This window comes from Parasphingorhabdus sp. (assembly GCF_039982395.1).
In the GTDB taxonomy this organism is placed as follows: Bacteria; Pseudomonadota; Alphaproteobacteria; order Sphingomonadales; family Sphingomonadaceae; genus Parasphingorhabdus.
Map to the genome: position 1 here is coordinate 18,643 of NZ_JBDWYO010000007.1, position 21,692 is coordinate 40,334.

Genomic DNA, 21,692 nt, shown 5'->3' on the forward strand with positions numbered 1-21,692 from the left:
TATCCATCCGATTTCACCACAGGATTTAACCATGTGTTAACCAAGATGTAGCATATTTTAAGACCGATACCGATCAGGCCTTTGGTCTGGTCACCATTAGTTCAACAGGATCGCAGAAAATGTCGAATATGCGTATGATTTTGATCGAAGCAGCCATGCTCACCAGTTTTTTGATGACCGGTCTAGCCGTGTCTCAAGCCGCCCACGCAACTCCGCTTGCCGCCAGCATACAGTCCGCGGCAGCCGACGCTCGGGCGAATGTGAAAATAGACAGCAAAATATTTGTTGAAAAAACGCAACAGTCTGAATCGGGCAAAAGTAAAACCACTTTGGTGGATCCCTCGACCGTCAAAGTCACTCCCGGTGACAAGCTGTTGTTTCTCAACACCTATCGCAACACTGGCAAGACCGCCGTCACTGGTTTCGTGGTCAACAATCCGGTTCATGCCGCCGTGGCCTTCGTCGAAGTGCTAGAAGGATGGGCACTGGTATCCGTCGATGGTGGCAAAACATATGGAAAGCTGTCCGATTTCACCGTGACCGCCGCGCCGCCAGTGGCAGCTGCCGAAGCTGAAACCACCGAGGCCGTTGATAGCCCTGAAACACCGGAAGTTGCGCCTGCCGCTCCTACAAGCCGTGCGGCTATCCCATCCGATGTGACTCATATCCGCTGGATTCTGCCATCCCCGATCCCAGCGGGTTCCACCGGCGAACTGCGGTTCCGCGGGATTGTCAAATAGGACAGTCCTCGGACCTCACGGTCGGTCGCATTCCCAGAGAATATCGCTAACGTCAATCAGGCGGGCCAAGCGCGACAGTTCGGCTGCCAGCTTGTCCTGCTTTCCGACAGACCAGCGGGCTCCGGGCTCGGGCCAGAATTGCGTCACCCGCAAGCGGCCCGCGGACCGGTCCGCTTTAATCTCAATCCGGCCGACAAAGCGATCACGCTCCAATATCGGATAGACATAATAGCCCCATATGCGCTGCGCGGCGGGCACAAACATCTCGTTACGATAGGCAAAGCCAAACAGCGTCAGCAGCCGGTTTCGATCGCGCACGATTGGATCGAAGGGATTGATAATCCGCAGGCGCGACGTCGGTGCGACTAGATTGGCAAGGCGCGCCTCAATATCCGCAGGCGCCATTGCCTGAAGCCATCTCCCATCACGGCCTTCCAGCTTTATCGCAACCAGATCGTCTGCCCTTTGCGCCCAGGCCCGGGTCTCCTTCGCATCCACTGCCCCCCAGAAACGCTGTATTTCCCCGAGGGAAGCAAAAGCCAGTCGATCCAGTGCATTGCGGCAAAGCCAATCGATCTGGCCGATATCATCATGGGTCACTTCCCGATGATGCGGTGGAATCACCCGTTCCGATAGGTCGTAATATTTGGTGAAATTGTGACGATGGGAGGTCGCCAGTTCGCCAGCATACCACAGTTGATCCATCACCCGTTTGTGCGGCGGTCGATCCCACATCTGTTTGGCGCCTTTGACCTTCGTATCGAAGGCATGGGTGGACAACGGGCCTTCCGCAGCAATCCGGTCCTTGATCTCCTGCGCACCAATATCCTTTATGGCTTTCTGGAAGGATGCATAGCCCGCAGCACGATCGCCCAGACGCCGAAACTGGCGCTGCCACATCGGATAAAATTCGATCGGCAAAACCGAGGCATCATGGGTAAAATGTTCGAAGACCGCACGGTCTTTGCCGAGAAGCTGATCCAGCATCGGTTCCCGGTAATTCTGATTGCGGCTCCACAGGATATGATGATGGGCGCGCGTGACATTCTGGATCGTATCCAGCTGGACATAGCCGAGGTGACGGATCGTTTCTGACAGGTTCAGCGGGCCAGTCGGCGTATCGGACAGACCTTGCGACTGCAGCCAGAGCCAGCGTGCCTCGCGGTTGCTGATCTGCAGCGCCATCGCGGTCAGACCGCGGTGTTTTCGATATGGGTGACCTGCTTGTCTTTCCGGGTTGCCACGACACAGCCGATGACGATCAAAACGGTGCCGACGATGGTGGTAACCGTGACCGGTTCCTGAAAGAACAGCCAGCCGAAAATCACCGCCCAGACAAAGACGCTATATTCCAAATTGATCAGGTTCTTGGCCTCTGCTCGGGCATAACCCCAGGCAATGAGCACCGCCGATGTGATCGACAGAATCGCCCCCGCACCGATATAAGGATAAAATTCCTGATCCGGGACGACCGCAAGAAACGGCGCCAGTAGCAAGAAGGTCGAACCGACGATCAGATTTTGCGAAAAACTGATCTCGATCGGATCGGCGAGCAAGGCCTGAGTCCGCTGAATCACCAGATTGCCGGCGTAGAGCACCGCCGACACCAATATGGCGCCGATGCCCATGATCACCTCTTCATCATAGCCCCCGGTGGCACGGCCTCCGGCGATGACCAGCACACCACTGAATCCCAGTATCGAAGCCAGGATGGCGCTGCGGTGAATCGTCTCGCCGAGAAAAACCGCGGCCAGATATAGCGCGATAATCGGCGCGATGAAGGACAGGGCAATGGCTTCGGCCAAAGGCACGCGTGCCAGTCCCCAGAAGAACAGATAGGACATGAAAACGACAATGATGCCGCGCTGCAGATGCACTTTGCGCGCTGCCTTGCCGGGCATTTTTGGCCGGCGCGCAAAGAAGATCACCGAGACAAGGGCAAGAGAGACCAGCACCCGCCAAAGGATGGCATTATAGGCACCAAGATCCATCGCCAGACTCTTCATGACGACATCCATCATCGAGAAGGTCAGCAGGCCGGTCAGCACCGACCCTGCGGGCAATAGCGATCCGCTATTTTGTGAAGAGGGAGACGGTCCGGACATAGTTCGCTATCGGGCGAACGTTAGCGCTTGTCTAGCCATGACAGTCTCATTTTCTGAATGACTGAAGGCCAAATCCGCTAATTAGACCACTATCGCCTCCAGCGCCGCGCGCAATGGGGCGGGGAGAGAGACCGGTCGGCGGTTTTCACGGTCGACATAGACATGAGTGAAGCTGCCCGCTGCGGACGCTATATCGTCATCTCCGCGAAACAGGCCGACGCCATAGGTCACGCTGCTATTGCCCAACCGATCAACCCGGATGCGGGCCATCACGTCATCAGGGAAAGCGATCGGCGCGAAATAGTCGCAACCGGTGTTGACGACCAGGCCGATGGTGTCACCACCCGCGATATCCAGCACGCCCTGCTCAATGAGGTAGCGGTTCACCGCGGTATCAAACCACAGATAATAGATGGCATTGTTCACATGGCCGTAGGGGTCATTGTCATTCCATCGGGTGGTGATTGCACAGCCCGCGCGATAATCACTCAGGGCCGGTGGTTCAGCCCTTGGGTTTTTACCAAGCGGCATCATAGATCCTTTGGGCATCGGCCAGCGATACTTCCCGAGGGTTGTTGTCCAGCAATCGTGTTTGCAGCATCGCTGCTTCGGCGAGCTCGGTGGTCGCGTCCTGCGCGATCCCGATATCCCGCAACTTGCGCGGCGCGTTGACCTTGACCGCCAGCGCTTCCAGAAAATCGATCAATTGCTGAGCCCGCGCTTCCTTGCTGTTGTCGCTGCCTCTGGGAATGTCCAAAGCATCGGCCAGTTCGGCATAGAGCGGCGCCGCCGCCTCCAGATTAAACTGCATCACATAGGGCATGACCAATGCGTTGGAGAGGCCGTGTGGAATATGATAAATGCCGCCGAGCGGATAGGCCAGCGCATGGATTGCACCGACCGGGCTATTGGCAAAAGCCTGCCCTGCCAGCATAGAACCACGCAACATCGCTTCCCGGGCTTGCATATTCTGCCCGTCGAAGCAGGCGGTTTCTATATTGGCGGTGAGCAGTTTGAGCCCCTCGATTGCCAGCATATCGGAGACCGGGTTCTTGCCGTTGCGGCTGGTGTAGGATTCAACCGCATGCACCATGGCATCAATGGCGGTTGCCGCCGTCACATCGGCCGGAAGACCAACCGTAAGCGCAGGATCAAGCAGAGCTACATCAGCAACCAGATAAGGCGAAATAATACCCGCCTTGGTGGTTTCTCCGGTGGTCAAGATCGAAATGGCAGTCACTTCCGACCCGGTGCCGGATGTGGTCGGGATCAGGATCGTCGGCAGGCCCTTTCGCTCGAGAGCGCCGATGCCGTAAATTTCTGCCAGTGGTTGCGCGCCGTCGACAGCAAGGGCTGCGACCACCTTGGCGGTGTCCAGAGAACTGCCGCCGCCCAGTCCAATCACAATGTCCACATCAGCGGCCTTTGCTGCGGCTATCGCTTCCAAGACAATGGCTTCTGGCGGATCGGCGACAACGGCGTCGAATATCGTGACATCCAGACCAGCGGCTGAGAGCGTTTGCTCCACCGGAACGATCAAGCCGGCACTGACGATACCCTTGTCGGTTACGATCATCGGCCGGCTTGCCCGAAACGCAGCAATTTGCGCCGGCAGTTGATCAAGGCATCCTTCACCGAAATGCAGAATGGGGACGGTCTGGAAAGTATATTTTTTCATAGGTCAGTCTTTCGCACCAATGGTTCTGACACGCAATAAAAAGGGGCCGGAAAACCGGCCCCTGATTGCTAGGCGACCAAAGGCCGCCAGATTTTATCGACTTCTAGAACTTGCCGCGAAGGGTCAGGCCATACATGCGCGGTTCTTGCACAAATGCCGACCGTGAACCGGAACGCAGCACGGTGTTGAACGTAACACCGCGTGTGACTTGGTTGGTCAGGTTGGTGACCCACGCTTCAACACCCCATGCATCGTCGATATCAGCGATACCAGCCCGCATGTTGATCTTGATGTTGCCGTCTTGCACGTCGAACGGGTTCAGCGCCGCAACATCAACGGCTGCCTGTACGCTGCCTGCTCCAGCAATGGCTGCCGCACTTGGAACGACAATCGCTTGCGTCGAGGTCCGGCGATCGCTTTCCATACGAAGCTGTCCGTTCAGGAAGAACTTCATGTTGGTTCCGATATCGCGATCATAGGTTGCGCCCATGATACCGACCCATTTCGGAGCGTTGGTCAGCGAATTGCCGCACAGGCTCAGAACGTTGGCCGATGTCTGCGTACCTGCACAATTGTCAGGATAGCGTGCATTGGTATATGTCAGGCCACCATTGATTGTGAAGTTCTGGCTCGGACGGATAACCGTTTCGATTTCAACACCCGTTGATTTTGCCAATGGCACGTTGAACGTGGTGAACTGGGCTCCCGTGAATTCGAGCACCTGGAAGTTGGTGAACTTTTCATGGAAACCAGCAACGTTCAATGTGACCGCATTATCAAGGAACTTGCCCTTGAAGCCGACTTCATAAGCATCAACTTCTTCAGAAAGGAAGCGTGGATCCGCGCCGCCTGCTGCTGCTGTTGAATCAAGGTTGAAACCACCTGATTTATAGCCGTGCGTGAAGCTGGCATATACCGTGATCGGGGAAGCGAATTCATAGCTTACCTTACCGGTGTAAATCAGCTCTTCATCGCTGAAGTTGGTGTTGAAAGGCCGCGGCAATGGGAATGGGTTAGCATTTGATCCAATCGCAGGTGCGGTGAAGGCAAAACAACCCAATCCGAAGATATTATTGACCAACGGTCCTGGAACGTTGCCAGCAAAAATCTGACCGAGCGTAGCTGGGCAGAGATTATTGTTGATGCCGGGTTGCGAGTATGAGCCGTCCTTGCTTTCATCGGAATAACGCAGACCGACCGTGAATTTCAGGCCATCGGTAACTTCCAGCGTATTATGCGTGAAGATCGACCAGCTTTTGCTGCTTTGCGTGTAGGCATTGGCTGTTCTGACCGTGGCCGGATCAACACCCGTCAGGGTCTGAAGCGGCGTCGCGCCAACAAAGATACCACTGAGTGGGTTCAGAGTTGCACCACCTGTGCCGGCTGCCAACAAGGCGCCAACCAGACGATCATAATCTGCTCCGAGTGCAAAATTTGCTGTCTGGCTGATATCTTCGTCAGAGTAATAACCGCCAACGAGCCAATCCAGCGCACCGTCAAACGCATCACCCTGGATCCGCAATTCGTGGGTCATGGTGTTAATAGCGGTACCGCCACCAGCGCCGAAGTCAGGAACGACGTTGAAAATATCCAGACCGGAAAAGTCCGAATCATAGGCTTCAGCAGCACGGAATTCGCGATATGAACCGATATAGATCAGGTCGGCGCTGTCGCCCAACGGGATCTCGACCTCTCCGGTGATACCCCATTGGTCATTGCTGTTGGCCGACTGGAAGCTCTGTGTTCCGACGCGATTGTCGAGCACTTGCTGCATCGTTGTGGTGTCAAACGGGTTTACCGCTACCGCCGGAGCAGCCATGCCGCCACGAGGACCCAGACCGATAAGGTTAAAAATGCCTGCGGTTTCGATGCCAGACTGCAACAATTCTACAGCCGCACAGCAGCTAGCCGTGCTTTTGGAATAATCTGCAATCAGACGACCGCTGATGCCGCTTTCGGTTTCAAAGCCCAACTGACCACGAACAAGATATTGGTCGGTATTGTTGGATTCACCATTGCTCGCTCCGGCGCTGTTGATCGTGTTCACATAGCCATCACGCTTCCGATAAGCACCGGTTACGCGCAGGGCCAAAGTGTCTTCGATAAGCGGAGCGTTTACCGCACCTTGAATGCTCATATGGTCAAAATTGCCATAGGTTGCGTTCACGAAACCGCCGAATTCATTCAGGTCAGGACGTTTGTTGGTGATGTTCAATGCACCCGCCGACGTATTCCGTCCGAACAAAGTGCCCTGAGGACCACGAAGAATTTCGACGCGTTCTACGTCAACAAATTCGCCAAGCGCAACGCCGGGACGGGACTGGTAAGCACCATCCACGAAGATACCGACGGCTGATTCAAAACCAATATTGTTGGATGTCGTACCGACACCGCGGATACGCAGAACAACCGTGCCCGATGCGGTTTGCGCATTGGAGGTCGAAAAGCTGGGGGAAACGCTACCGATATTTTGCACGTTCACAACGCCCTGCTGTTCAAGCTGAACGGGGCTGACTGCGGTCACGGCAATAGGAATGTCTTGAACATCTGCTGCGCGGCGGGTTGCCGTCACGATGATGATGTTGTCGTCTAGTGCTTCAGCTTCTTGCGCTGCGTCCTGCGCGAAGGCTGGCGTGGTCATGGCAGTGGTACACAATGCCGCCATGAGGAATTTATTGATCGTTCTCATACATGTTCTCCCGTTAAGCTAACCGTCGTCTCCGCCATTTTCCTGGGGTGTGGCTTGTTATTACGACAGCGATGCTTGCGTCAGTCGTTTAATTGCGTCATTAAATCAAGTGAAGAGGGCAGAGACAAGCCGATTCCAGCACGGTCGTTGCAAATATGTGACAATCGTTTGAATCGAAAAATACGGAAATCGGCGCTCATGCTTCAGGAGGGATGCTTAAATGACACATAAATTTGTCGCAGTCGCCGCAATCGGCGCGTTGATCACCGGCTGTTCTGCCGAATCAGGAGGAAGCGCGGAAACCGACGTCGCGCTCGCCCCGGGTGAAACCGCCGGAGAAGAAGCCAATCCGGACCGCAATGTCTATTTTGGCGACCTCCATATCCACACCAAGAATAGCTTTGACGCTTATATCTTCAATGTCCGCACCACGCCGGATGACGCCTATGAATTCGGCATGGGTGGTACCGTCAAACATCCGCTCGGCTATGACTTGAAACTGGAAGGACCGCCGCTCGACTTTATGGCGGTTACCGATCACGCCGCCTATCTCGGTCATCTCGAGGCGATGAACACAGAAGGCACGGAACTATCGAAGCTGGACATGGCCAAACAAATGTTCAGCACCGATCCGGAAAAGATTGTCGCAGCGTTTCAGCTGATTGGCGGCGCGGTTCGCGACGGCAAGAAAATGGACGGCGTCTATGATCCCGCCATTGTCGGCAATGTCTGGAAACAGATTGTCGATTCCGCCGAGAAATATAACAAGCCGGGCAAGTTCACAGCTTTTGCTGGCTATGAATATACCGCCGTTCGTGTTTCCCGGGGCAAAGAAGGCGGCTTTGCTGGCGGCAATCTGCATCGCAACGTCATATTCCGCGGGTCCGCTCCGGACATGCCGTTCGCCACGGTCGACTCAACCAATCCGGAAGACCTCTGGTCCTGGATGGATGATCAGCGCGAAGCGGGCAATGATGTCATGTCTATCCCGCACAATAGCAATGTCTCCGATGGCGAGATGTTCAAGATGGAAACCTATAACGGTCAACCATTGACCAAGGCCTATGCCGAGCAACGGATCCGCAACGAACCGATTGTAGAAATCACCCAGGTCAAGGGCACGTCCGAAACCCACCCATCCCTTTCACCCAATGATGAATGGGCTGATTTCGAAATTTATGACAAGCTGCTCAGTTCGCCGGTCGTATCGAAAACCGCCACCGGTGACTATGTCCGGCAAGCCATCGCCAATGGACTGAAACTGACCCAGGAAATCGGCGCTGATCCGTTCCATTTCGGATTTATCGGATCAAGCGACAGCCATGTCGTCGGCGGCTCGTTTGACGAAAAGAATTTCTGGTCCAAGATTGGCGTGGTCGACGGATCACCCGAAGCGCGCGGATCGATTCCACCCGATGGCAAGAAAAGCTGGGAAGGCGTGACGGTCAATCCCAACGCCGCCAACTGGTTCTCGCGTTGGAGCGCATCGGGCTATGCCGCGGTCTGGGCCGAACAGAATAGTCGCGAAGCAATTTTCGACGCCATGCGGCGCAAGGAGACTTATGCAACGACCGGAACGCGTATCAAATTGCGCTTCTTTGGCGGCTTTGGTTTTGACGAGAAAATGCTCGACGATCCCGAGATGGTCAGCAAAGCGTATAAAAATGGCGTATCCATGGGTGGCGACCTGGTCGGCAACAAAGCACCCGGCTTTATCATTTGGGCGATGCGCGACGCTATGAGCGCGCCGCTACAACGCGTTCAGGTCATCAAGGTCTGGACCGATGGCGGCGTCGCCAAAGAGAAAGTCTTTGATGCCGCGTGCAGCGACGGCGGAACCCCCGATGCCAATTTCCGTTGCCCTGACAATGGCGCGAAAGTGGATATAAGCGACTGTTCGATTTCGACGGACAAAGGCGCGCCGGAGCTGAAAACATTCTGGCGCGATCCCGAGCATAAAGCGGAACAACGCGCGTCTTATTATGTGCGCGTGCTGGAAAATCCGGTGTGCCGCTGGTCCACCCATGATGCCTTACGGGCGGGCGTAGCGCCCAATCCGGCGTTGGAGACAACCATTCAGGAACGCGCCTGGTCTTCGCCCATCTGGTACGTCCCAACCGCCTGATCTGACGGGGTATATTGCGTGAAAATCTTTCGTGACCCGATCACACATTTTGTGCTGATCGGACTGGCGCTGGTTGCCATCAACCATTTCTGGACCGCCTGGCAGGGCGAACTGGGCCGGACCATTGTCGTCAGCACGGCAGAGATCGATCGGCTCGAAACAATTTGGGCTGGCACCGCCGGACGCCGCCCTACCGGAGAAGATCGCAAGCAGATCATCGAACAATATGTGCAGGAAGAGGCGCTGGTCCGGGAAGCCGAACGGCTGGGATTGGGCAACGACGATACGATCATCCGGCGGCGGCTCGCTCAGAAAATGGATTTTCTGGTCAACGAGGACGCCAAGGCTGATGATCCCACTGATGCAGAACTGGAACGCTGGTTCAACGAACACCGCGAGCGGTTTGCAGCGGCCGAAATGCGCAGCTTCACCCACGTCTATTTCAGTCCCGAAAAGCACGGGTCTGGCCTCGAAGCAGCTGCCGGCGCGGCCCTGACCCAATTACGGGCCGGCGCAGAATGGAAGGCCCTAGGCGATCCCTTCATCCAGAAACGCAGCTATGCAGCCGTTCCGGAACGTGAAATCACGCGCTTGTTCGGACCGGAATTTGCAACCGCAATTTTCAAGCTTGAAGCCAATGAGTGGAGCAGTCCCATCGGGTCCGCCTTCGGTCTGCATCTGGTCCGCATCGAAGCGATCGACAGCGCCGCACAAGCACAATTCGCGCCCATCCGCGCTGAAATAATGGGTGCCTGGAAGGACGAACAGCGCGCCGAAGCCAAGCGGGCAGCGGTCAGCGAACTGATCGGCAATTACGAAGTGGTCATCGAGAAAAAGGAATGAGCAGCACCCTCACATGGTTGCAGCAAATTCTCGTTCTCTGGCTTGGCGCTCTGTTTCTGACGAGTCCTGCCAGCGCTCACGAAATCCGCCCCGCAGCGCTGGGACTCACCGAGCAAGCCGACGGCAATGTCGCGGTAATCTGGAAGCAACCAGTGCTATCAGGCCGCAAGCTCAGAATGCGGCCTGTTCTGCCGGCGCAATGCGCTCCCCCCGACCAAACCCGGCAGGAATTTAGCGGCGCGGCAACCGTCGAGACATGGCAAACCGCCTGCCGCCTCGACCGCGGAGAGATCAGAATCGAGGGACTCGAACAGACGCTCACCGATGTTTTTGTCCGCCTGACATTTGCTGACGGCCGCGAACAGACGCGGGTCTTGCGGCCAGCCAGTCCTTCATTTTCGCTAAACGCACAAATCAATGATTCGCCCGCCAGCGCTTATTTGCGGATTGGCGGAGAACATATGCTATTCGGTTGGGATCACCTGCTGTTCGTTCTCGGTTTGCTGCTGCTCACTCCAGTGCGGCAGCTGTTGTGGGTCATAACCGCTTTCACCGCCGGTCACAGCATCACTTTGGCGATCACAGCCTTTGGCCTGTTTCGCCTGCCCAGCGGGCCGGTCGAGCTGCTGATTGCCCTCAGCATATTCTTTCTCGCCATCGAGGCCGTTCGCAAGCAGGCCGGAAAGACCAGCCTGACCATCCGGCAGCCCTGGATTATTGCGGCCTGTTTTGGTCTGCTGCACGGCCTGGGCTTTGCCGGAGCGCTAGCCGACATCGGCCTCCCAAAGGGTCAGGAAATCTGGGCCCTGTTGCTGTTCAATCTGGGACTGGAATTGGGTCAGTTGCTATTCGTGGCAGCCATGTTGGGCGGCTACTGGCTGTTCGGGCGGCTGGCGGTGGATCGGCAAAAATTACTGGCTCGCCCTGCCCTCTATCTCGTCGGCTCGCTTGGCGCTTTTTATACCATGACCCGGATATTCAGCTGAAATCACTCTTGGCGACCCACGCCATCGCGGCTAGAGAGCCTCAAACACAAGCTTAAGGACAAAACATGCCCCAACTCATCTTGCTTCGCCATGGCCAGTCGCAATGGAATCTGGAAAACCGGTTTACCGGTTGGTGGGATGTGGAGTGCACGGAAAAGGGCATAGAAGAAGCCAAAGCGGCCGGACAGTTGATGAAGGAAAAGGGCATCGACCCGAATCTGTGCTTCACCAGCTTGCAAACCCGGGCGATCAAAACGCTCAATCTCGCGCTGGAAGAAATGGGCCGGCTTTGGTTGCCGGTAGAGAAAAGCTATCGCTTGAACGAGCGTCATTATGGCGGCTTGACCGGCCTCAACAAGCAAGAGACGCGCGACGAACATGGCGATGAGCAGGTCCACATCTGGCGCCGCAGCTTTGACACGCCGCCGCCGCCAATGGCCTCCGATAGCGCCTATCAAATGTCCAACGACCCGCGCTACAAAGGGATTGAAGTTCCCGCGACAGAGAGCTTGAAAGACACAATCGCGCGGGTGTTGCCTTATTGGAAAAGCCGGATTGCTCCGGAATTGCAAAATGGCAAGAAGGTGATGATTTCAGCCCATGGCAACAGCTTGCGCGCCCTGGTCAAACATCTTTCGAAAATTGCGGATGACGAGATCACCAGTCTGGAAATTCCGACCGGCCAGCCGATCATCTATGAGCTCGATGACGAGCTTAACGAGATCGAACGCTATTATCTCTCTGAACGATAGTCCAAATTGACTATTCGGCGCTTTCCTTAGCCCGATACATGGCCGCATCGGCGCGGGACATAAGATCTTCGACCGTGTCTTTGGGACCGACGAAGCAAAAACCTATGGCCGCGCTGAAGGGGAGCGATATGCCTTCATAGGTGCAATCTACGGCTTCAAATTTGCGCATCAGAAAGTCGATTTTTTCGATCACCTGATCACCATCCAGATTGTCCAGCATCACGCCAAATTCATCGCCGCCGATGCGCGCGACCACATCGGAGGTCCGCGTGTGGTTCTTTAATATTTTGCCCATTTGTACGAGCAACATGTCTCCGGCAGCATGACCATGCTGATCATTGACTGTTTTCAAATTGTCGACGTCAAGAAACAACAATGCGCTATTGTCGCCATATCTCTGGCATCGTGCGACCCGGTCCTTGAGGCTATCGACGAAGAGACGGCGGTTGGACAGTCCGGTCAGCGCGTCATGATAGGCATGCTGCTCCATTTCTAAGAGAGAGGATTTCAGCAAAATTATTTCCTGTTCTAATTTGAGGCAGTTTGGGCAATCTTGGTCATTGCTTGCCGAGTTCCGGATTTTGTCAGTCATTCGTCGTCACACCCGAACATATATTTCTGCCTACTTAACAAAGAAACAATATTATTAGTACTTATGAGTCCGATACAGTATTTTACTTTCGTCAAAACTGCAACAGTAGCATTTCACCGCGCATAAGCGCCATAAAAGGCACTGCCTCTCATATGTGTCATTGCGTCCGTGCCAATTCATGACTAAACCGCATTGCTTCCGTAGCATTTGTCAGGGGCGATAATGGTCGAAGCACCTCCTTCCGTTGGAATAATCATGGGCAGCCAGTCCGACTGGCCGACGATGAAACTCGCGAGCGACATTCTGACCAAGCTAAGCGTCACCCATGAGCAGAAAATCGTGTCGGCGCACCGCACGCCCGGTCGCCTTTATGACTATGCGACATCGGCTGCCGAACGCGGACTGAAAGTGATCATCGCGGGCGCTGGCGGAGCAGCCCATTTGCCCGGCATGGCCGCGGCTATGACCCGCATTCCGGTGCTCGGCGTGCCGATCCAGTCCAAAACACTGAGCGGCATCGACAGCATATTGTCGATCGCCCAAATGCCTGCGGGCATCCCGGTGGGAACTTTGGCCATTGGCGACGCAGGCGCCAAAAATGCTGCGCTGCTGGCCGCAGCCATTCTCGCAATTTCAGACCCTGCGCTGGCCGAGCGGCTGGACGCATGGCGCGCGGCGCAGACAGAAGCCGTCGCCGACCAACCCGTATAAGAAAGTCATATGAAGACACTCGCTCCCGGATCAACCATCGGTATATTGGGCGGCGGCCAGCTTGGCCGGATGCTCGGCGTGGCAGCAGCGCAACTGGGCTATCGTTGCCACATCTATGCGCCCAATGAGGATAGCGTTGCGGCCGAGACAGCCGCGCAATTCACCTGCGCCCAGGATGACGATATAGAATCGCTGACCCGCTTCGCCGAAGGCTGCGATGTCGTCACTTTTGAATTTGAAAATGTTCCGGTCGATCCGCTGCACCAGATTGAAAATTGCGCGCCGCTGCATCCGCCAATAGCCGCGCTGGATGTTGCCCAGAACCGGATCGCTGAAAAGAATTTCGCGCGCGATCATGGCGGCACAACCGCTCCCTTTGCCGCCGTAACCGATCGCGCATCCCTGGACAGCGCGATTGCCGAGATCGGCGCACCGGCGATCCTGAAGACCATTCGCATGGGCTATGATGGCAAAGGCCAGTCCCGCATAAAGCCGGGCGATGCGCTCGACGCCCATTGGGAAGCCGTCGCGCACCAGCCCTGTGTTGCAGAGGGCTTTGTGACCTTCGACCATGAATTTTCCGTGCTATTGGTGCGTGGTCAGGACGGCGAGATCCGTTTCTGGGATACCCCGCATAATGTGCACGAAGACGGTATATTGGCGATCTCGACCGCCCCGGCACCGGCCGAAATTTTGGCGCAGCAGGATGCCGCCCGTGCCCTCGCTGCAAAAATGGCCGATGCGATGCATTATGTCGGCGTTCTGACTTGTGAATTTTTTGCCACAGCGGATGGACCGGTGTTCAACGAAATGGCCCCACGGGTTCACAATAGCGGCCATTGGACCATCGAAGGCGCGATCACCAGCCAGTTTGAAAATCACATCCGCGCGATATGCGGACTGCCGCTGGGTGACACTGGGCTGGCCGCCAAAAAAGTCGAGATGCACAACCTGATCGGGTCCCAAGCCGACGACTGGCAGACGCTGTTGTCCGACGGTACCAACGGCCTTCACCTCTATGGCAAAGGCGAGAGTCGGCCAGGTCGGAAAATGGGCCATGTCACCAAATTGCATTTCTAATTTGCAGTCTGCTGCAACTGCGCTAGGCGTCGCGCATGATCCATCCTGAAATCATTCTCTTCCTTGCCCGCGCCGACAATGGCGTGATCGGCGATGGCGATACCATTCCATGGCGCCTGCCCGAGGACCAGAGACGGTTCAAGCGCATGACCATGGGCAAGCCAATGATCATGGGCCGCAAGACGTTTGACAGCCTTCCCGGCATGTTGCCCGGTCGTCGCCATATTGTGCTGACCCGCGACAAAAAATGGGAAGCGGAGGGCGCCGAAATTGCGGGCAACCTCAAAAACGCTCTTAAGATCGCCAATTCTCCCCATATTGCAGTGATCGGCGGCGCAGAAATCTACAAAGCCTTTCTCGACAAGGCCGACCGGATTGAACTGACCGAAGTGCACATCAGCCCAACTGGTGATATCAAAATGCCGGCCTTTGACGACGCGGTCTGGGAAGAAACGGAGCGGGAAGATCATGATGCAAAAAACGATCAACCGGCCTTTAGTTTCGTCACGCTGAAAAGGAAATAATATGCGGAAAATCCTGCTCACGCTTTTGGCCATCATCGGGATTTTGCTCGCCATCTGGTTGATTTTCGCACCCGCATTGTTCGAAGAACAGACCAATATGATCGATGGCAAGCCATTGCCGGAGATCAGCGCCGAGGCACAGAAGCTGCACGACAGCCTGATGATAGTCGACCTGCACGGCGACACATTGCTTTGGAAACGCAAGATTACCGACAGCGTAGATCGCGGACATATCGACCTCAAACGCATGCAGGCGGGCAATGTCGGGCTCCAGATTTTTTCCAGCGTGACCAAAACACCTCGCGGTCAGAATTACGACAGCAACAGCGCCGACACCGACAATATCACTCTACTCTCGATCACCCAGATGCAGCCGATGCGAACCTGGTTCTCGCTTTTCGAACGCCAAATTTTTCACGCGCAAAAGCTGGACAATGCTGTGAAACAATCGACGGGCCAAATGCTATGGGTCAACACAGCCGGTCATCTCGCGGCCCTGGAAACCGCACGCGCGCAGACGGACAAGCCGATTGGCGTTTTATTTTCTGCGGAAGGCTTGCAGACACTGGAAGGCAAGCGCGAAAATTTGCCAAAGCTTTACGAAGCCGGGATGCGCATGGCCGGACTGGTCCATTTCTTTGACAATAAGCTCGCCGGATCTATGCACGGTGAAGAGAAAGGCGGCCTGACCGACTTTGGCCGCACGATCATTCGCGACATGGAAGATATGGGCATGATCGTCGACATTGCCCATTCCAGTCACACGACCGTTGCGGAGATTTTGAAAATGGCTCGCCGTCCTGTGGTCTCCAGCCATGGCGGCGTGCAGGCAGTTTGTGACGTCAATCGCAACCTGACCGATGCCGAGATTAAAGGCGTGGCAGCGACCGGCGGTATCGTCGGCCTGGGCTATTGGGACGGCGCAATGTGCGACACAGATCCGGCAACCGTTGCCAAAGCCGCCAAGCATGTCCGTGATCTGGTGGGCATTGAACATGTCGCTCTTGGTGGTGATTTTGATGGTGCAGTGACCACGCGCTTTGACACAAGCGGCATTGCCCAGATCACCCAGGCGCTGATGGACGCAGAGTTTACCGAAGCGGAAATCCGGGCAGTGATGGGGCTCAATGCGATGCGGGTGATTGCAGCGGGGCTTTTGCCATTGAAAGACATTCCACAACAAGCAGTTGAAAAATCAGCAGAAGCTAGCCAATAGTTTGATATGCAAAGACTGAACGGAAAAGACCGGATCGAAGGCGACCTGCGCGGGGCGATAATCGCGCTAGGCAATTTTGACGGCTTTCACTTCGGCCATCAGGCCGTTGCCGGCAAGGCGCTGAGTCTGGCGCGGGAACAGGGGCGTCCAACGATTGTCGCGACTTTTGATCCCCATCCGGTGCGTTTTTTCAAACCCGACCTCCCGCCGTTTCGCCTGACATCGCTGGACCAACGGCAACAAAGATTCGCGGATGCCGGCGCCAGCGCGATGCTGGTCTTCGCATTTGACGGCGGTCTCGCCGGAACAACGGCAGAAGATTTTATCACCAAGCTGCTGGTCGATCGCTTTGGCGCGGCGGGCGTGGTCACCGGCGCGGACTTTACCTTTGGCAAAGGCGCAGCGGGCAATATCGATCTGTTGCACGAAATAGGCAGAGCGCACGGCCTAACCACCGAAGCGGTCAGCCCGATCGGCGATAGCGAGGATATCATATCCTCCAGCCGCATTCGCGAGGCTCTGAAACAAGGCCATTGCGAGGAAGCCAACCGGCTGCTCACCCGGCCGTTCGCCATTCAGGGCGACGTCATTCATGGCGACAAAAACGGCCGGATACTGGGCTATCCTACCGCCAATATCGACATCGGCCAATATCTGCGCCCGAAATATGGAATCTATGCGGTCAAAGGTCGCCTGCCCGACGGCCGGGTGCTGAACGGCGCGGCCAATATCGGTATCCGTCCATCGTTCGATCCGCCGAAAGAATTGCTGGAGCCCTATTTCTTTGATTTTTCCGAAGATCTCTATGGCCAGACCATCGAGGTAGAGCTGCACCATTTCCTGCGCGGCGAAGAGAAATTCGACGATCTGGATGCGCTGAAGGACCAGATGGCCAAAGATTGTGACAAAGCGCGCGAGCTGCTGGGATGAAGAAGAAGCTGCTGTGGGGCCTTGGCGGGCTCTGGATGATCTTTGTGACCATCATGCTGCTCAACAGCCCGCGCTGGGCCCCTGATCCGGTCGACGGCATGAAGCTGATCGCTCATCGCGGCGTCCACCACATCTATGACCCGACCGGTTTAGGGCGCGACGACTGCACCGCAGAACGGATGTTGCCGGGACAGGAAGAACAAGAAATTTTCGAGAATACCGTCCATTCAATCCGGGCTGCGGTCACCGCCAAAGCCGACATGATCGAGGTCGATGTCGCGCCAACCAAAGATGGCCAGATGGTGCTGTTCCATGACTGGACCGTCGATTGCCGCACCAATGGCAAAGGCGAAACACGGGACAAAACGCTCGCTGAACTCAGAGCGCTGGATATCGGCTATGGCTATACCGCGGACGGCGGCAAGACCTATCCCCTGCGCGGCACAGGTGTCGGGAAAATTCCGACCGTCGAAGAAGCGTTGGCCGCTGAAAGCTACAAACCGTTTCTGTTCAACTTCAAGAGCAAGGACCCGGCGGAAGCCGATCAGCTGGCCGCCATATTGAAAGCGGCGGGCCGCGATCCGGTCAAGGAAGGCGACGGATTTTACGGGGGCGAAGCGCCGACCCAGCGGATGGCAGAGCTATTCCCCGGCGCATGGACATGGACCAAGCCGATGGTGAAGGCCTGCTCCAAGGATTATGCCTGGATGGGCTGGTTCGGAATCACGCCGGAGAGCTGCACGAACAGCACGCTTGTCGTGCCGCTCGATTATCAATGGGCGATTGCTGGCTGGCCCAATCGAACGATGGCGCGGATGGAAGCGGTCGGCGCGCGGATCGTGATCATCGGCCCGTTGAACGATCGTGAATCCACCCGTGGTCTGACCTATGGTCGGCAATTGGCGGACATTCCGACGAGCTACAATGGCTATGTCATGGTCGAGGATATCCTGATGGTGGGGCCTGCGCTTATCCGCTAGCCTTGCTCCGATTGTAGTGAACTTATCCGACCATCGTGCATGACGATGTTGGCCCTTCGACGGGCTCAGGACGAACGGACCAATGGCTCAGGGCGACCGGCAAAATAGCAAACTGGTGGTATAGGCCAAAGCCCGTTCGTGGTGAGCCTGTCGAACCACCTTTCCCGTCAAGAAAAACCATGCTTGCACACGTTCGCAACCTCGCCTAATCCCCCGATTATGAGCGATCCGAAAGCAGATTATAAAGACACGGTTTTCCTGCCGAAAACCGATTTCCCGATGAAGGCTGGCCTTGCGAACAAGGAACCGGCGATTTTGGAGCGCTGGCAGAAGATTGGTCTCTATGAAAAGCTGCGCGAAGCCCGCGATGGCAACGAGAAATTCATTTTCCATGACGGCCCGCCTTATGCCAATGGCAATATCCATATCGGCCATAGCCTCAACAAGACGCTGAAAGATCTCGTCGTACGCTCACAGAATCTGCTGGGCAAGGACGCGCCCTTTGTACCCGGCTGGGATTGCCACGGGCTTCCCATCGAGTGGAAGATCGAAGAGCAATATCGCAAGAAAAAACGGAACAAGGACGAGGTCCCGGCCAGCGAATTCCGCGCCGAATGCCGCGAATATGCGGACAATTGGGTCAATGTGCAGCGCGAGGAATTCAAACGGCTCGGCGTCTTGGCGCAATGGGACAAGCCCTATCTGACGATGGACTATGGCGCCGAAGCGGTGATTGTCACCGAATTGCTGAAATTTGCCGAAGCCGGACAGCTCTATCGCGGCGCCAAGCCGGTGATGTGGTCGCCGGTCGAGAAGACCGCGCTGGCCGAGGCCGAAGTCGAATATGAGGATATTACGTCGACACAGATTGATGTGGCGTTCGAGATTGATAAGTGCCCGTTAGCTCCCGAATTAGAGGGCGCGCGCGCGGTGATCTGGACGACCACGCCATGGACGATCCCGGTCAATCAGGCGTTGGCTTATGGGGCGGATGTTGAATATACTCTCTATGAAATAACCACCCACGTTGAAGCGCCAGGGCTGTCTGGAAAGCGTTTTCTTATTGCGCACGATCTCTATGAACTTTTCAAAGGTCGCGTGGAGAAGCTTGTTCGAAATTTACCATCGGCTGGCGATTGGCCCTCCGATCAACCAATTGTAGAATTTGATGACCATTTGTTTGACAATTCAGAGCATGATGGTGGGTTCTTCAACATAAAAGGCTCCCAACTAGCCGGCGCCACCGCCAAACACCCGATGGCTGACAAATTCCCGGACAGCGAATTCTACACCAAGCCGCGCCCGTTCCTTGACGGCTCAAGCTTCGTCACCACCGACGCTGGTACGGGCCTCGTCCATATGTCGCCCGATCACGGAGAGGATGATTTTGATCTGTGTAAAGCCAATGGCATCAATCCGGTGTTTGCGGTCGATGCAGGCGGACAATATCGCGAGGATTGGCCGTGGCTACCGCTAACGGGCAGCGTTATCAACAAGAAATTTGTTGGCAGCGATGGGCCTATCTGTTCGGACCTGCGCGAAGCGGGTGGCTTGCTCTCCGCCAGCGATGATTTCCAGCATAGCTATCCGCACAGCTGGCGCTCGAAAGCCAAGATTATTTACCGCTGCACGCCGCAATGGTTTGTACCTATGGATTCAGACCTCACCCATTTGCCCGCCAAGACTCCGCAGGAGAAAGGCTGGGAAAGCGAAGGCGGCGCGGTTGATCTGTCGGATGAAACCCTCTGCGCTTCGCCAAGCCTGCGCGAAGTCGCGCTCGACGAAATCCGCAACAAGGTTCGCTTCGTGCCCGAACGCGGCCGTCGCCGTCTCGAATCCATGGTCGAGGGTCGCCCCGACTGGGTACTCAGCCGCCAGCGGGCCTGGGGCGTGCCCATCGCGCTTTATGTGAACCGCAAGAGTGGCGAATATCTCAACGATCCGGCGGTAAACGCCCGGATCATCGCCGCCTTTAAAACCGGCGGTGCCGATGCCTGGTTCAACGCCGATCATCAGGAGTTTCTGGGCAGCGATCACGCGCTGGATGACTATGAAGTGATCACCGATATCCTCGACGTGTGGTTCGACAGCGGCTGTACCCACAGCTTTGTGTTGGAAAGCGGCAAATGGCCGGATCACCAATCGCCCGCCGATCTCTATCTGGAAGGCAGCGATCAGCATCGTGGCTGGTTCCAGTCCAGCCTGCTCGAAAGCTGTGGTTCCCGTGGTCATGCGCCCTATAAAGCCGTTCTGACCCACGGCATGACGCTCGACAAAAACGGCAAGAAAATGTCGAAGTCGCTCGGCAACACTCTGGACCCGAAGAAAATCATCGACGTGCAGGGCGCCGATATCCTGCGGCTTTGGGCGGCCAGTGTCGACTATACCGAGGATCATCGCATTGGTGATGAAATCATCAAAGGCGTCACCGACAGCTACCGGAAATTGCGCAACACCTTCCGCTATATGTTGGGCGGCTTGGGTGATTTCACCGATGCCGAACGCGTGGCGGTGGCCGATATGCCGGAACTGGAACGCTATATCCTGCACCGGCTGGCCGAGGTGGATGCCGAGCTGAAACAGCATGTGAATGACTTCGCCTTCGGGCCCTATATGCGGACGCTGAACGCTTTTGCGCAGGAAGATCTGAGCGCCTTCTTCTTCGATATCCGCAAAGACTGCCTCTATTGCGATGCGCCGGACGATCCCAAGCGCATGGCCTATCGGACGGTGATGGACATATTGTTCCACGCCCTCACCCGCTATATCGCGCCGGTGCTGGTGTTTACCGCTGAAGAAATCTGGCAGGGTCGCTTCCCGGACGAAGAAGATTCGATCCATCTCAAGCTTTGGCCGGAAGTTGATGCGCGTTGGACGGATGCGGATCTGGCGGGCAAATGGCAGCAGATTCGCGATGCCCGCGAACAGGTTACCGAGGCTATCGAACCGTTGCGCCGCGAAAAAACAATCCGGTCCAGTCTGGAAGCCGAAGTCATCTATCCGATGACCGACCTTCCGATCGACAGCGACGAATTTGCCGAACTGGCAATTGTCGCACGGATCACCGACGGCGCGGACATCGCGGTGACCAAGACGGACAATCACAAATGCGGTCGCTGCTGGCGTCTCCTTCCCGAAGTGGAAGAGGATGGCGCGCTATGCGGTCGTTGTGCAAAGGTACTCGCATGACCGACCAAATCAAAAAATATCGCCGCACCGCATTGATTATCGCCTTCGTGATTCTCTTTCTCGACCAGGCAACGAAATTCATTGTGATGCACTTGCTCCAATTGCCGGTCAAAGGCGAGATAGAGTTGATTCCCTTCTTCCAACTGACCTGGGCGCAAAATTACGGGGTTTCGATGGGTTTTCTCACCGCTTCCACTGATTTTCAACGCTGGGCACTGGTTGCGCTCACCGGATTGATCGGCATCGCCGTCTGGATCTGGATGAACAAGGAAAAGGCGAAATGGGACATTCTCGCGCTGGGCATGGTGCTGGGCGGAGCGATGGGCAATATCATTGATCGCGCGCGGCTCGGCTATGTCGCCGATTTTGCCGATTTGCACATTGGCGAATTCCGACCGTTCCTGATTTTCAACCTTGCCGACGCCGCGATTAGCATCGGTGTCGTGATCCTGCTTGCGCGCGCGCTGTTAATCCGCGAAAAGAAGAACGAGATAAATGACGATGTTCAGCTTGACGAAAGTTGACCTGTGTCAGGAGCGCGCTATCAGGCTC

At 55.9% G+C, this 21,692-nt stretch carries 19 protein-coding genes; 13 read left to right on the top strand and 6 right to left on the bottom strand.

Annotation, left to right across the window (positions count from 1 at the left end; translation table 11 throughout):
* The first annotated feature begins 119 nt into the window (after window positions 1-119).
* Window positions 120-740: a hypothetical protein gene (locus ABJV08_RS15780; RefSeq protein WP_348039900.1), complete on the top strand. Its 621-nt coding sequence runs from the start codon at window positions 120-122 to the stop codon at window positions 738-740.
* Window positions 741-755: 15 nt separating this feature from the next.
* On the opposite strand, the gene ABJV08_RS15785 is transcribed toward ABJV08_RS15780, so the two are convergent.
* The 5 genes from ABJV08_RS15785 to ABJV08_RS15805 all read right to left on the bottom strand — a co-directional run bounded on the left by ABJV08_RS15785 (window position 756) and on the right by ABJV08_RS15805 (window position 7,212).
* Window positions 756-1,925: a crosslink repair DNA glycosylase YcaQ family protein gene (locus ABJV08_RS15785; protein WP_348039901.1), complete on the bottom strand. Its 1,170-nt coding sequence runs from the start codon at window positions 1,923-1,925 to the stop codon at window positions 756-758.
* 5 nt (window positions 1,926-1,930) lie between these two features.
* The gene (locus ABJV08_RS15790; protein ID WP_348039902.1) at window positions 1,931-2,845 is read right to left on the bottom strand and encodes a DMT family transporter; all 915 of its coding nucleotides are present in this window, start codon (window positions 2,843-2,845) and stop codon (window positions 1,931-1,933) included.
* An 81-nt stretch (window positions 2,846-2,926) separates the two neighbouring features.
* Entirely contained in the window at window positions 2,927-3,394 is a 468-nt protein-coding gene (locus ABJV08_RS15795; protein WP_348039903.1) for a thioesterase family protein, read from the bottom strand.
* Window positions 3,363-4,523: an iron-containing alcohol dehydrogenase gene (locus tag ABJV08_RS15800; RefSeq protein WP_348039904.1), complete on the bottom strand. Its 1,161-nt coding sequence runs from the start codon at window positions 4,521-4,523 to the stop codon at window positions 3,363-3,365. Before ABJV08_RS15800 ends, ABJV08_RS15795 begins: the two co-directional genes overlap by 32 nt.
* A 103-nt stretch (window positions 4,524-4,626) precedes the next feature.
* Complete coding sequence (locus tag ABJV08_RS15805; RefSeq protein WP_348039905.1) at window positions 4,627-7,212, bottom strand: TonB-dependent receptor; 2,586 nt, start codon at window positions 7,210-7,212, stop codon at window positions 4,627-4,629.
* 220 nt (window positions 7,213-7,432) lie between these two features.
* Between ABJV08_RS15805 and ABJV08_RS15810 the strand changes: the two genes are divergently transcribed.
* From ABJV08_RS15810 to gpmA, 4 genes are all read left to right on the top strand, one after another.
* Window positions 7,433-9,337 (top strand): DUF3604 domain-containing protein, encoded by a 1,905-nt coding sequence (locus ABJV08_RS15810; protein ID WP_348039906.1) that lies wholly within the window; start codon window positions 7,433-7,435, stop codon window positions 9,335-9,337.
* Window positions 9,338-9,355: 18 nt separating this feature from the next.
* Window positions 9,356-10,180 (top strand): peptidylprolyl isomerase, encoded by an 825-nt coding sequence (locus ABJV08_RS15815; protein WP_348039907.1) that lies wholly within the window; start codon window positions 9,356-9,358, stop codon window positions 10,178-10,180.
* Window positions 10,177-11,166 carry a HupE/UreJ family protein gene (locus ABJV08_RS15820; protein WP_348039908.1) on the top strand — a complete coding sequence of 330 codons (990 nt, stop codon included), beginning with the start codon at window positions 10,177-10,179 and terminating at the stop codon, window positions 11,164-11,166. The genes ABJV08_RS15815 and ABJV08_RS15820 overlap by 4 nt, the downstream gene beginning before the upstream one ends.
* 65 nt (window positions 11,167-11,231) lie before the next feature.
* Window positions 11,232-11,918, top strand: coding sequence for a 2,3-diphosphoglycerate-dependent phosphoglycerate mutase (gene gpmA, locus ABJV08_RS15825; RefSeq protein ID WP_348039909.1), 687 nt, complete (start codon window positions 11,232-11,234; stop codon window positions 11,916-11,918).
* 10 nt (window positions 11,919-11,928) lie between these two features.
* Here gpmA and ABJV08_RS15830 read toward each other — a convergent pair whose 3' ends face one another.
* Window positions 11,929-12,432: a GGDEF domain-containing protein gene (locus ABJV08_RS15830; RefSeq protein ID WP_348039910.1), complete on the bottom strand. Its 504-nt coding sequence runs from the start codon at window positions 12,430-12,432 to the stop codon at window positions 11,929-11,931.
* 300 nt (window positions 12,433-12,732) lie between these two features.
* On the opposite strand from ABJV08_RS15830, the gene purE reads away from it, so the two are divergent.
* The 8 genes from purE to lspA all read left to right on the top strand — a co-directional run bounded on the left by purE (window position 12,733) and on the right by lspA (window position 21,664).
* Window positions 12,733-13,221 carry a 5-(carboxyamino)imidazole ribonucleotide mutase gene (gene purE, locus ABJV08_RS15835; protein WP_348039911.1) on the top strand — a complete coding sequence of 163 codons (489 nt, stop codon included), beginning with the start codon at window positions 12,733-12,735 and terminating at the stop codon, window positions 13,219-13,221.
* A 9-nt stretch (window positions 13,222-13,230) separates the two neighbouring features.
* On the top strand, window positions 13,231-14,301 hold the full coding sequence (locus ABJV08_RS15840; RefSeq protein WP_348039912.1) for a 5-(carboxyamino)imidazole ribonucleotide synthase: 1,071 nt from the start codon (window positions 13,231-13,233) through the stop codon (window positions 14,299-14,301).
* A 35-nt stretch (window positions 14,302-14,336) separates the two neighbouring features.
* On the top strand, window positions 14,337-14,825 hold the full coding sequence (locus tag ABJV08_RS15845) for a dihydrofolate reductase (RefSeq protein WP_348039913.1): 489 nt from the start codon (window positions 14,337-14,339) through the stop codon (window positions 14,823-14,825).
* A gap of 1 nt (window position 14,826) precedes the next feature.
* Window positions 14,827-16,041, top strand: coding sequence for a dipeptidase (locus tag ABJV08_RS15850; RefSeq protein WP_348039914.1), 1,215 nt, complete (start codon window positions 14,827-14,829; stop codon window positions 16,039-16,041).
* Window positions 16,042-16,047: 6 nt separating this feature from the next.
* Window positions 16,048-16,971: a bifunctional riboflavin kinase/FAD synthetase gene (locus ABJV08_RS15855; RefSeq protein WP_348039915.1), complete on the top strand. Its 924-nt coding sequence runs from the start codon at window positions 16,048-16,050 to the stop codon at window positions 16,969-16,971.
* On the top strand, window positions 16,968-17,951 hold the full coding sequence (locus ABJV08_RS15860; RefSeq protein ID WP_348039916.1) for a glycerophosphodiester phosphodiesterase family protein: 984 nt from the start codon (window positions 16,968-16,970) through the stop codon (window positions 17,949-17,951). Before ABJV08_RS15855 ends, ABJV08_RS15860 begins: the two co-directional genes overlap by 4 nt.
* Window positions 17,952-18,170: 219 nt before the next feature.
* Window positions 18,171-21,140 (top strand): isoleucine--tRNA ligase, encoded by a 2,970-nt coding sequence (ileS, locus tag ABJV08_RS15865; protein WP_348039917.1) that lies wholly within the window; start codon window positions 18,171-18,173, stop codon window positions 21,138-21,140.
* A complete protein-coding gene (gene lspA, locus ABJV08_RS15870; protein ID WP_348039918.1) occupies window positions 21,137-21,664 on the top strand; it encodes a signal peptidase II in 528 nt (175 codons plus the stop codon). The genes ileS and lspA overlap by 4 nt, the downstream gene beginning before the upstream one ends.
* Window positions 21,665-21,692 lie beyond the last annotated feature (28 nt).

What these genes read in the sequence shown, in the direction of transcription:
- ABJV08_RS15780 (WP_348039900.1), top strand. Translation starts at nt 120, where the DNA reads ATGTCGAATATGCGTATGATTTTGATCGAAGCAGCCATGCTCACCAGT.
- ABJV08_RS15785 (WP_348039901.1), bottom strand. Translation starts at nt 1,925, where the DNA reads ATGGCGCTGCAGATCAGCAACCGCGAGGCACGCTGGCTCTGGCTGCAG.
- ABJV08_RS15790 (WP_348039902.1), bottom strand. Translation starts at nt 2,845, where the DNA reads ATGTCCGGACCGTCTCCCTCTTCACAAAATAGCGGATCGCTATTGCCC.
- ABJV08_RS15795 (WP_348039903.1), bottom strand. Translation starts at nt 3,394, where the DNA reads ATGCCCAAAGGATCTATGATGCCGCTTGGTAAAAACCCAAGGGCTGAA.
- ABJV08_RS15800 (WP_348039904.1), bottom strand. Translation starts at nt 4,523, where the DNA reads ATGAAAAAATATACTTTCCAGACCGTCCCCATTCTGCATTTCGGTGAA.
- ABJV08_RS15805 (WP_348039905.1), bottom strand. Translation starts at nt 7,212, where the DNA reads ATGAGAACGATCAATAAATTCCTCATGGCGGCATTGTGTACCACTGCC.
- ABJV08_RS15810 (WP_348039906.1), top strand. Translation starts at nt 7,433, where the DNA reads ATGACACATAAATTTGTCGCAGTCGCCGCAATCGGCGCGTTGATCACC.
- ABJV08_RS15820 (WP_348039908.1), top strand. Translation starts at nt 10,177, where the DNA reads ATGAGCAGCACCCTCACATGGTTGCAGCAAATTCTCGTTCTCTGGCTT.
- gpmA (WP_348039909.1), top strand. Translation starts at nt 11,232, where the DNA reads ATGCCCCAACTCATCTTGCTTCGCCATGGCCAGTCGCAATGGAATCTG.
- purE (WP_348039911.1), top strand. Translation starts at nt 12,733, where the DNA reads ATGGTCGAAGCACCTCCTTCCGTTGGAATAATCATGGGCAGCCAGTCC.
- ABJV08_RS15840 (WP_348039912.1), top strand. Translation starts at nt 13,231, where the DNA reads ATGAAGACACTCGCTCCCGGATCAACCATCGGTATATTGGGCGGCGGC.
- ABJV08_RS15845 (WP_348039913.1), top strand. Translation starts at nt 14,337, where the DNA reads ATGATCCATCCTGAAATCATTCTCTTCCTTGCCCGCGCCGACAATGGC.
- ABJV08_RS15850 (WP_348039914.1), top strand. Translation starts at nt 14,827, where the DNA reads ATGCGGAAAATCCTGCTCACGCTTTTGGCCATCATCGGGATTTTGCTC.
- ABJV08_RS15855 (WP_348039915.1), top strand. Translation starts at nt 16,048, where the DNA reads ATGCAAAGACTGAACGGAAAAGACCGGATCGAAGGCGACCTGCGCGGG.
- ABJV08_RS15860 (WP_348039916.1), top strand. Translation starts at nt 16,968, where the DNA reads ATGAAGAAGAAGCTGCTGTGGGGCCTTGGCGGGCTCTGGATGATCTTT.
- ileS (WP_348039917.1), top strand. Translation starts at nt 18,171, where the DNA reads ATGAGCGATCCGAAAGCAGATTATAAAGACACGGTTTTCCTGCCGAAA.
- lspA (WP_348039918.1), top strand. Translation starts at nt 21,137, where the DNA reads ATGACCGACCAAATCAAAAAATATCGCCGCACCGCATTGATTATCGCC.